Origin of the sequence: Bradyrhizobium sp. (assembly GCF_050014615.1) — a bacterium.
GTDB lineage: Bacteria > Pseudomonadota > Alphaproteobacteria > Rhizobiales > Xanthobacteraceae > Bradyrhizobium.
This window is the reverse complement of record NZ_JBEKCZ010000049.1, coordinates 1-9,289: the sequence shown is the minus strand read 5'-3', so window position 1 is coordinate 9,289 and position 9,289 is coordinate 1. Positions and strand designations below refer to the sequence as shown.

The following is a 9,289-nucleotide window of genomic DNA, read 5'->3' as shown; positions in this document are numbered from 1 at the left end:
CAACGATGTCCACTCCCTACAATTTTGAAGATCGGCGTCTCGCCAAGCTCGACGGTTTCGAGGTCGAAATCGATGAAGCGCATGAGCGCGCCGACATCATTCTCAACCGGCCGCCCTACAACGTCGTCTCGATGCCGCAGCGCGATCAGTTGCGGCTGGTGTTCGAGACGCTCGATGAGGATGACCGCGTGCGGATTATCGTGGTCCGCTCCGTCGGCGAGCATTTTTCCAGCGGCGGCAATATCGGCGGCTTCATGGAGGCGACCCCGGAGAAGGTCTCCAAGCTGGCCTGGAATATCGCCTCGCCGACGCGCTGCGCCAAGCCGGTCATTGTCGCCAACCGCGGCTATTGCTTCGGGGTCGGCTTCGAGCTGTCGCTGGCTTGCGATTTCCGGATCGCCTCGGAGACGACGCTGTACGCGCTGCCGGAACAGAAGCTCGGCCAGATTCCGGGATCGGGCGGTTCGGCGCGTTTACAGAAGATGATCGGGATCACCCGCACCAAGGACATCGTGATGCGCTCTAAGCGCATTCCCGCCAAGCAAGCGTTCGACTGGGGCATTGCGACCGAATGCGTGCCCGACGCCGAGCTCGAGAAGGCCACCGACAAGCTCGTCGATGAGCTGCGTACCTTCGCGCCGCTGGCGCAGCGCACCGCAAAGAAGCTGCTCAACGACACGGAAGACTCGACGCTGACGGTCGCGATCGAGCTGGAAGGCCATTGCTACAGCCGTCTGCGTCAATCGGAGGATTTCAAGGAAGGCGTCGAGGCCTTCAACGCCAAACGCCCGCCGAAATTCATCGGGCGCTGAGGAATAAGGTTGGGGTGAAACAGGGAGGAATGAAATGACCATCGCGAATCTAGAGGGCGCCGAAACGGTGTCCCCCGTTGCAGGCCGGCAGATGAGGACTGCGATCATAGCGTCGGTGCTGGGATGGTCGCTCGATCTGTTCGACCTGTTCATCCTGTTGTATGTGGCGCCGGTCGTCGGCGCGCTGTTCTTTCCCTCAAGCGTTCCCACGCTGTCGCTGGCCGCGGTGTATGCGTCATTCGCGGTGACGCTGTTGATGCGCCCGGTCGGTTCGGCGGTGTTCGGTCATTATGCCGATGTTCACGGCCGCAAGAACGCGATGTTCGTGGCCATCGTCGGCGTCGGGATCAGCACCGCGGCGTTCGGCTTGCTGCCGACGATCGCCCAGGCCGGACTTTTCGCGCCCGGCCTGTTCCTGATTTTGCGTCTAGTTCAAGGTATATTTGTCGGCGGTGTGGTCGCCTCGACCCATACCATCGGCACGGAGTGGGCTGCGCCCAACCGGCGTGGCGCGATGTCCGGTCTGGTCGGCGGCGGCGGCGCCGGCATCGGGGCCTTGCTGGCCTCGTCCATATTCCTGGTCATGTCATCGCTGTTTCCCGGGGACGCGTTCGCGGTGTGGGGATGGCGCTGCATGTTCTTTTCGGGGTTGCTGAGTTCGCTGCTCGGCTGGTTCATCTTCAACAATCTCGAGGAGTCGCCATTCTTCAAGGAGCAGCAGAAGCGCAAGGCCGCCGGCACGATCACAGCGACGCAGTCGCCGGTGAAGCTGTTGTTTTCGAGCCAGTACCGCAACGTCCTGCTGCTCAACCTCTTGATTACGTTCGGCGGCGGCGCCGGCTATTACCTGACGTCAGGCTATCTGCCGTCCTTTCTCAAGGTGGTGAACGCCGTTCCCAACAGCATCTCGTCGCTGATCCTGATGGGCGCGAGCGTGATTGCGCTGATCTCGGCAGTATTTTTCGGTGCTCTGAGCGATATGATCGGCCGCAAGAAGACGTTTCTTCTGGTCGGGGTCTGCATGCTGGTTCTGTTGCCGGTCTGCTATCTCGGCCTCGCGAAAGCCACCGACACATCAACCATTACGCTGTATGCGTTGGCGATCGCCTTTCTCGGAAATGCCGGCTACGCGCCGATCCTCATCTTTCTCAATGAGCGATTTCCGACCGAGATCCGCGCCAGCGGTACCGGGCTGTCCTGGAATATCGGTTTCGCGCTGGGCGGCATGATGCCGACCTTTGTTTCGCTCGCGAGCGCAGGTCCGGCACAGATCCCGATGTCCTTGTCGATTTTCGTAGCCGTGATCTTCGCGATCTACCTGATCGGCGCGTTTTTGATCCCCGAAACCAAGGGAGATTTCCGCTGATCGCGGAAGCGGCGGCGGGGGAAACCCGGCCGCGATTGGTTGCCAGACTTGATTTTGTGATTCCGTGAAAGCACCGAAACGATGAACGATCCGCAGTTTGACGACGTCATTGTCGGCGGCGGATCCGCCGGCTGCGTGCTGGCCAATCGCCTTTCGGCCAATGGCGATCGCCGCGTGCTGCTGATCGAGGCGGGCCAGGATACCCTGCCGGGAGCGGAGCCTGCCGAGATCCTCGACAGCTATCCGATGCCGGTGTTCTTCGGCGATCGCTACATCTGGCCCGGTCTGAGCGTGTCGACGGGGAGAGCAAAGGACGGGCAGACGCTATCGCGCGCCTATGAACAAGGCCGCGTGATCGGCGGCGGCTCCAGCATCAACGTCCAGTCGGCCAATCGCGGCCTGCCGCGCGACTATGATGAGTGGCGTGATCTCGGCGCCCGGGGGTGGGGCTGGGACGATGTGCTGCCGTATTTCCGCAAGCTGGAAACCGATCTTGATTTCGAGGGACCGTTGCACGGCAGCGACGGGCCGATCCCGATTCGCCGGATTTCTCAACCGAACTGGCCGCCGTTCGGGACGGCTGTTGGCGAGGCCTTCGCGGCCAGTGGCGTTCCGTTCCGGCAGGACCAGAACGGCGAGTTCGAGGACGGCATCTTCCCGCCGGCTTTCTCGAACCTGAGAGATCGCCGGGTTTCGGCCGCATCGGCCTATCTGGATAGCGCGACGCGCCGGCGCCGCAATCTGACGGTCTGGACCAGCACTCACGTCGAGGGTCTCGTCATGAACGGCCGTCGCGCCGACGGGGTTCGCGTCATCAGGGACGGCGAGAGCATCTTCATCCGTGCTCGCCGGGTCATCGTCACGGCCGGCGCCATCCTGTCTCCGGCGATCCTGATGCGGGCCGGAATAGGACCGGCCCCAGCCCTTCGCGCGCTTGGGATCGATGTTGTCATCGACCGCGCGGGTGTGGGCGGCAATCTGCGCGACCATCCCGCGCTGACTTTTTGTCAGTTCCTGCCGCGACCGCTGCGGTTGCCCATCTCACAGCGGCGGGCGAGCTTCGTCGCGCTGCGCTATTCTTCCGCGCTGGATGGTTGCGACCGCTCCGATATGTATATCACCGCGTCGGCCCGTGCCGGGTGGCACGCGCTCGGCGCCCGGCTCGGTCTTTATTTTCTCTGGTGCAACCGGCCTTATTCCGCGGGCCGGCTTTCGCTGGCGTCTTCGGATCCACGGCAATATCCCTCGGTCGATCTCAATCTGCTGGAGGATCCGCGCGATCTTGAGCGGATGATGGCGGCGGTGAAGATGCTGTTCGCCCTGGTGGTTCATCCCGCGCTCAATCCGGCCGCCGGCGATTTCTTTCCGGCGTCGTTTTCACCGCGGATCAAGCGGCTCAGCCAATTCAACCGCGCCAACGGTCTGGCGGCGTCAGCGCTGGGCGCGCTTCTCGATCTTCCGGCAGGGCTACGCCGTCTCGTGATCAAGCGGTTTCTGCTGAACGGGACCGGGTTTGAGAATGTGGTCGAGGACGAGCAAAAACTGGCGGATTTCGTGCGTCGCAACGTATTCGGTGTCTGGCATCCGACCGGCACATGCCGGATGGGCGATCCCGCCGACATCAACGCGGTCGTCGATCCCGGCGGCAAGGTGATCGGGAGCGAAAATCTCTACGTGGCCGATGCCTCCGTGATGCCGCGCCTGCCTACGGCGAATACCAACATCCCGACCATCATGATCGCTGAAAAAATAAGCGATGCCCTGCTCTAGAGCGTTTTCGAGGTCAGCGAGACGTTTTGTCCGGACCGGTGCGAACACTTTCCAACAACGAGGTGCGCATCAAAAATGCACGGTGTCGAATGGGATCGGCTGCCATAGCGGCGAGGTCGGCGAAATTCTTCTCGCGCACGGCGGAGTCTTTTTCCTCCAGCCGTTTTTTGTTCTGAATAGTCTGGGTTTGCACGAATTCGACGTTAAGCGGGCGCCGCAAGCGATCATAGGCGTCCAGGTCGACTTCAGTGTCGACTTCAGTCTTGCCCTGCAGCACCGCGTCGATTGACGAGGCAAGACTGACCGCGTCGTGAATCCCGAAATTCATGCCGAGCCCGCCGATGGGGTTATTCACGTGAGCAGAGTCGCCGGCGAGCATAACGCGACCCTTTCGAAACGACGCGGCGACACGCTGGTGCACGCTGTAAATATTCCGATGAACCACCTCATAGGGGCGATCAAGCGGAAAGAATTTTTGCAGCCGATGTTGAACCGCGGCGTCAGACAACGCCTGTTCGTCGGTTTCGTCGATCCGGGTCGGAAATACCACGCGCCACAAACCATGGCCGTCGTCGCCCGCAACCTTGAACAGATTTGCCCATTCATCGGGATCGGAGAAATAGTTGCGATAGCAGAATCCCTTCTCGGCCTCGAAATCAAACGGGGTTGTCAGCACGACAAACCGTTCGGGATGTGTGAAACCATCAAACGCGATCCCGACGCCTTTGCGGACAAAGCTGCGGCCGCCGTCACAGCCCACGAGATACGACGCCGCGACGCGACGTCGAGTTTCGCTGCCCGATACAAGTTCGAGGGTGACGCGTTCGCCATCATCCGAAAAACCTGACAAGCGGGTTTGCATCGCGATGCTGACCTTGGGCATTGCCTGCAGGCGCGTCAGTCCGAAGTTAGCGATCTTGTGCTGTTCGCATTGCACGACGAAAGGATAGCGCGTGTCGTTGGATAGAATTTGGTGATCGAACTGGGCGATCATCCGGCCGCTGGCGCGATCCCAGAACTGGAAGTACCGCGCGACTACCCCGGATCCGATGACGTCGGTCACGAGATCAAGGTCGGCCAGCATTTCGAGCGTCGCAGGATGCGTTGTCGCCGCGCGCGGGCTGCGATTGACGGATTGCTCCGCCTCGACGAGCAGGACGGAGTGACCGCGCCGCGCCAGCGCCAGCGCGCAAATGACGCCGACAGGCCCAGCTCCGATCACCGCAACGTCGAATTCATTCATTCGGTTATCAGGTGATCTCAAAGGGTCGTGAATTGACTTCATCGCAGTTGTTCATATTGTCTGACAATATGTCAAGCAAGGTCGCATGCGGATCCCGCCGTCGTCGCGGGGTGATAAAAGCCATATTCGGTGCCGCACTTGCCGCTTGTCTGTTCTCGACCAGCCATGGGCACGCCGCTGAATGGCCGATACGGCCGGTCACGGTCGTGGTCCCATTCGCCGCCGGCGGCAATACCGACGTGATCGGGCGCATCGCCGCCGAGTATCTGCAGAAGGCGTTCGGGCAACCCTTTATTGTGACCAACCGCACCGGCGCCAACGGCGCCATCGCCGCGCGCCTGGTCGCCCGCGCCGAGCCGGATGGATACACGCTGATGATTGCCGCCGCGCCGCAAATGGTGATCTCGCCGGCATTGCAGAAGATGGACTTCGATCCGGTAACGGATTTCACCCCGGTCAAGAATATCGCTACCAACCCATTCGTGCTGGTGGTGAGCCGTTCGGTACCGGGGCAGACTCTCGGCGAGATTATCGCCTATGCGCGTGCGAATGCCGGCAAACTCAGTTACGCATCCGCCGGCGCCGGCAGCATCAGCCATCTGTCCGGCGCCATGTTCTTCAAAGCCATCAACGCCGAGGCCACTCACGTGCCCTATCAGGGTAATGGCCCGGCGCTGAACGACGTGATCGGCGGCCGGGTCTCGATGATGTTCGCGAATCTGTCCGAGGCGTTGGCGCAATCGACCAACCCGAATATCAAGATCATCGCCGTGACCAGCAAGACACGCGTTGCGCAATTGCCGGACACGCCGACAATCGCCGAGAGCGGAATCGAGAATTTTGAAACGACGACCTGGAACGGGCTGGTTGGGCCGGCGGGCCTTCCCGAGGACATTACAAAGCGTGTCGCGGCGGCGCTGGCTGACCATCTTCGGGAGCCCGCCGTGACGAAGCAGTTCGAGATGCTGGGTGTTGAACCGGACGTTGGCTCGACGGCTGATTTTGCAGTCCGGATCGGCCGTGATTTGCCGCTTTGGGCGAAAGCGGTCGGTTCAGCAGGGCTCAAGCAGGAGAATTGACACTGAAGATCAGGAAGCCGCCTGCTGCATCATGGTTTTCAGCATTTCGGCGAGCACGCTGGCGATCGCGCTGCTGCCGCGCTCGTGACCGATCAGCATCAGCGCCTGGGTGTCCTGGGACAATTCGCGGACCGCGACATAGACGAGGCGTCCGGCGCGCCGCTCGAACTCGATATCGAACGGCGTCAGGAAGGTGATCCCGTTTTCCAGGATCGCGGCGTGCCGCATGATTTCGATGGCGTTGGTTTCGATGATCGGCTGCGGATCGAGCGAGACGCGGGTGAAGGCGGCGTCGAGATAGGGCCTGATCGCGCTGCTGGTGTCAGCCACCACCAGCGGATAGTCGATGCAATCGCTGAGGCGGATGCTGACCCGCTTGGCGAGCGGATGGCTCGGCGCCATCACCGCGCCCAGTTTGCCGACGGCGCGGGCCAGCACTTTCAGGTTGCTGTCCTTGGTGAAGTCGAAGCCGATCCCGAGATCGGCCTCGCCGTTGGCGACCGCGGACTGGATTTCATCGCCGGTGGTATAGAGCGTCAGGATCAATTTCACCCTGGGATTGGCGAGGCGGAATTGCTTCACCGTTCCCGGCACGAGATTGGAGGCGAGGCCGCTCATCATCGCGACCGTGATCTCGCCGCGCCGCAGTCCCTTCAACTCCTCGATCTTGCCCTGCGCGCGGGTCATTTCCTTCAGGGTCTGGCGGATATGGCCGATCAGCACTTCTCCCGCCGCGGTCAGGATCAGTTTTTTCGGCAGACGCTGAAATATTGGTGTGCCCAGTTGGGTTTCCAGCGCCAGGATCTGGCGGCTGATCGCGGAGGCCGCGACGTTGAGATGGGTGGCGGCCTTGCGGATCGATCCGGTGCGGGCAACCTCGTCGACATAGGTCAAGAGCCGGCTGTGCAGCATTTTTCGGAACCAAGCGTGAGCGTTTTAAGCCATCAACATGGCTTCACGTTGCCTAAAAGGCAACGGGCTTGCCGAATTAAAGCGCTTTCAAACCGACGCTTTGGCGTGCTCAATCGGGCCGAAGGATAAATCCGGGCGGGATCGTTGCGCATGCCCTTGCTCCGCGCCGAAAATCCACCCCAGACGACCACTTGTAGGGTCACCGGAGACTGATGACGCATGGTCCTTAAATCGCACTGGTGGTGGGATCTGACGACGCGGGATTTCGCGGGCCTCGATGCCGAGCGCATGGTCGCGATCTTGCCGGTCGGTGCCGTCGAACAGCACGGGCCGCATTTGCCGGTCAGGGTCGACGCCGCGATCAATGCCGGCATCATCGCGCGGGCGGTTGAATTGATGCCGCCGGATTGTCCCGCCCTGGTGCTTCCGATGCTGCCGGTCGGCAAGTCCGACGAGCATCTGGCGTTTCCGGGCACGCTGACCTTGTCGCACGAGACCCTGGGCCGGGTCTGGTACGAAATCGGCGAAAGCGTGCATCGCGCCGGCATCCGCAAGATCCTGTTCCTGAACTCGCATGGCGGTCAGCCGCAATTGCTGGAGATCGTCTGCCGCGATTTGCGCGTCAAGCTCGGCATGTTTGCGGTCAGCGTGATGTGGCCGCGATTGATCGACATGAACGGGTTGTTCGACGCCGCCGAAAACCGGCATGGCATCCATGGCGGCCAGAGCGAAACCAGCGTGATGCTGCATCTGCATCCCGATCTGGTCGAGATGGACCGCGCCGAAAATTTCGTGCCGCTGTCAGTCCAGATCGAGCGCGAGTCCGACATATTGAGCCCGGAGGGCGGCGCCCGGTTCGGCTGGCAGGCCCAGGACCTGCATCCCAAGGGCGCCTGCGGCGATGCCACCAAGGCCACCGCCGAACTTGGAAAATTGGCGGTGGATCGCACAGCCGCCCGGCTGCTGGTGCTGATCGACGAAATTGCCCGCTATCCGCTGTCACGCATTGCCACGCAGACGGCGTTCGACAAGCGCTAACCGAACCAGAGATCGAAGGAGTTATCCCATGGCGTTCAGCGTTGCCGACATCAAGGGAGCAGAGGCGTTCCGCATTTCGCCGGAGGATACCAATTACTTCGTGATGCTGTTCGACAAGGACAGCGACAAGATCGACAACATCTTCGTCATCGAAATCTTCAGGGCCGGCGGCGCGACGCCGCCCAACGAACACGCCGCGGCGCATGAATTTTTCCATGTGCTGCACGGCGAGGGCGTTGCCCGCTGCGACGGCAAGACGCTGCCGATCAAGAAGGGCGATTCGCTGTTGCTGCATCCCGGTGCCGAGCATGTGATCGAGAACACCGGCGCCGGCAAGCTCTATACGCTCACCGTGATGACGCCCAACGAGGGCTTTGCCGAGTTGATCCGCGGCGGCGAACGCGTCGAACTCGACGCCGACGATATACGAATACTGCAGGGAAACTGAGCCATGAACGTCGCGCCGACCCACAGCACGGACGACGAGGAATTGCGACCGCTGGGATCATCCGCGCGCAATCGCTGGGCGGTCTCGGCGACCCGCGCCGACCTGGTGCGCCAACCCGTGCCGCCGCGGCCGATCACGGTGCAGGCGGACGGCAAGGTCGTGACACTCGACCTCGCGCGCACCGCCATCGTCATCGTCGATATGCAGAACGATTTCTGCCACAAGGACGGCTGGCTCGGCCATCTCGGCGTCGATGTCACGCCGGCCCGCACGCCAATCGCGCCGCTGCAATCGCTGCTGCCGGCGCTGCGCCGTCATGATGTCCCGGTGATCTGGGTCAATTGGGGCAACCGGCCCGACCGGCTCAATCTCAGCCCGGCATTATTGCATGTCTACAAGCCCAGCGGTGACGGCGTCGGCCTCGGCGATGCGCTGCCGGGCTCCGGCGCCAAGGTTCTGGAGCGTGGCAGCTGGTCCGCGGCGATCGTCGATGAACTCGCCCCCGATGCCAGCGATATCCATGTCGCGAAATACCGGATGTCGGGTTTCCAGGATACGGAGTTGGACAGCATCCTGCGCAATCTCGGCGTCACCACGCTGATGTTTGCGGGCGTCAATGCC

At 61.9% G+C, this 9,289-nt stretch carries 9 protein-coding genes; 7 read left to right on the top strand and 2 right to left on the bottom strand.

Features of this window, described 5'->3' with window-relative positions; all coding sequences use genetic code 11:
* The first annotated feature begins 5 nt into the window (after positions 1–5).
* From ABR948_RS10560 to ABR948_RS10550, 3 genes are all read left to right on the top strand, one after another.
* Positions 6–812, top strand: coding sequence for an enoyl-CoA hydratase/isomerase family protein (locus ABR948_RS10560; protein WP_428116859.1), 807 nt, complete (start codon positions 6–8; stop codon positions 810–812).
* Between the two features lie 34 nt (positions 813–846).
* Complete coding sequence (locus ABR948_RS10555) at positions 847–2,178, top strand: MFS transporter (RefSeq protein ID WP_428116856.1); 1,332 nt, start codon at positions 847–849, stop codon at positions 2,176–2,178.
* Positions 2,179–2,259: 81 nt separating this feature from the next.
* Complete coding sequence (locus tag ABR948_RS10550) at positions 2,260–3,948, top strand: GMC family oxidoreductase (protein ID WP_428116854.1); 1,689 nt, start codon at positions 2,260–2,262, stop codon at positions 3,946–3,948.
* Between the two features lie 13 nt (positions 3,949–3,961).
* Here ABR948_RS10550 and ABR948_RS10545 read toward each other — a convergent pair whose 3' ends face one another.
* Positions 3,962–5,191: an FAD-dependent oxidoreductase gene (locus ABR948_RS10545; protein WP_428116851.1), complete on the bottom strand. Its 1,230-nt coding sequence runs from the start codon at positions 5,189–5,191 to the stop codon at positions 3,962–3,964.
* 206 nt (positions 5,192–5,397) lie between these two features.
* On the opposite strand from ABR948_RS10545, the gene ABR948_RS10540 reads away from it, so the two are divergent.
* Positions 5,398–6,270 carry a Bug family tripartite tricarboxylate transporter substrate binding protein gene (locus tag ABR948_RS10540; protein ID WP_428116849.1) on the top strand — a complete coding sequence of 291 codons (873 nt, stop codon included), beginning with the start codon at positions 5,398–5,400 and terminating at the stop codon, positions 6,268–6,270.
* A 9-nt stretch (positions 6,271–6,279) separates the two neighbouring features.
* Here ABR948_RS10540 and ABR948_RS10535 read toward each other — a convergent pair whose 3' ends face one another.
* Complete coding sequence (locus ABR948_RS10535) at positions 6,280–7,182, bottom strand: LysR family transcriptional regulator (RefSeq protein ID WP_428116846.1); 903 nt, start codon at positions 7,180–7,182, stop codon at positions 6,280–6,282.
* A 219-nt stretch (positions 7,183–7,401) separates the two neighbouring features.
* Between ABR948_RS10535 and ABR948_RS10530 the strand changes: the two genes are divergently transcribed.
* The 3 genes from ABR948_RS10530 to ABR948_RS10520 all read left to right on the top strand — a co-directional run.
* The gene (locus ABR948_RS10530; protein ID WP_428116843.1) at positions 7,402–8,220 is read left to right on the top strand and encodes a creatininase family protein; all 819 of its coding nucleotides are present in this window, start codon (positions 7,402–7,404) and stop codon (positions 8,218–8,220) included.
* Positions 8,221–8,248: 28 nt separating this feature from the next.
* Entirely contained in the window at positions 8,249–8,668 is a 420-nt protein-coding gene (locus ABR948_RS10525) for a cupin domain-containing protein (RefSeq protein WP_428116840.1), read from the top strand.
* A gap of 3 nt (positions 8,669–8,671) precedes the next feature.
* Positions 8,672–9,289 (top strand): cysteine hydrolase family protein (locus ABR948_RS10520; RefSeq protein WP_428116837.1); only part of this gene is annotated, 618 nt, incomplete at its 3' end.

Excerpts from the sequence above, each read along its gene's own strand:
- ABR948_RS10560 (WP_428116859.1), top strand. The coding sequence starts at position 6 with ATGTCCACTCCCTACAATTTTGAAGATCGGCGTCTCGCCAAGCTCGAC.
- ABR948_RS10545 (WP_428116851.1), bottom strand. The coding sequence starts at position 5,191 with ATGAATGAATTCGACGTTGCGGTGATCGGAGCTGGGCCTGTCGGCGTC.
- ABR948_RS10550 (WP_428116854.1), top strand. The coding sequence starts at position 2,260 with ATGAACGATCCGCAGTTTGACGACGTCATTGTCGGCGGCGGATCCGCC.
- ABR948_RS10530 (WP_428116843.1), top strand. The coding sequence starts at position 7,402 with ATGGTCCTTAAATCGCACTGGTGGTGGGATCTGACGACGCGGGATTTC.
- ABR948_RS10555 (WP_428116856.1), top strand. The coding sequence starts at position 847 with ATGACCATCGCGAATCTAGAGGGCGCCGAAACGGTGTCCCCCGTTGCA.
- ABR948_RS10535 (WP_428116846.1), bottom strand. The coding sequence starts at position 7,182 with ATGCTGCACAGCCGGCTCTTGACCTATGTCGACGAGGTTGCCCGCACC.
- ABR948_RS10525 (WP_428116840.1), top strand. The coding sequence starts at position 8,249 with ATGGCGTTCAGCGTTGCCGACATCAAGGGAGCAGAGGCGTTCCGCATT.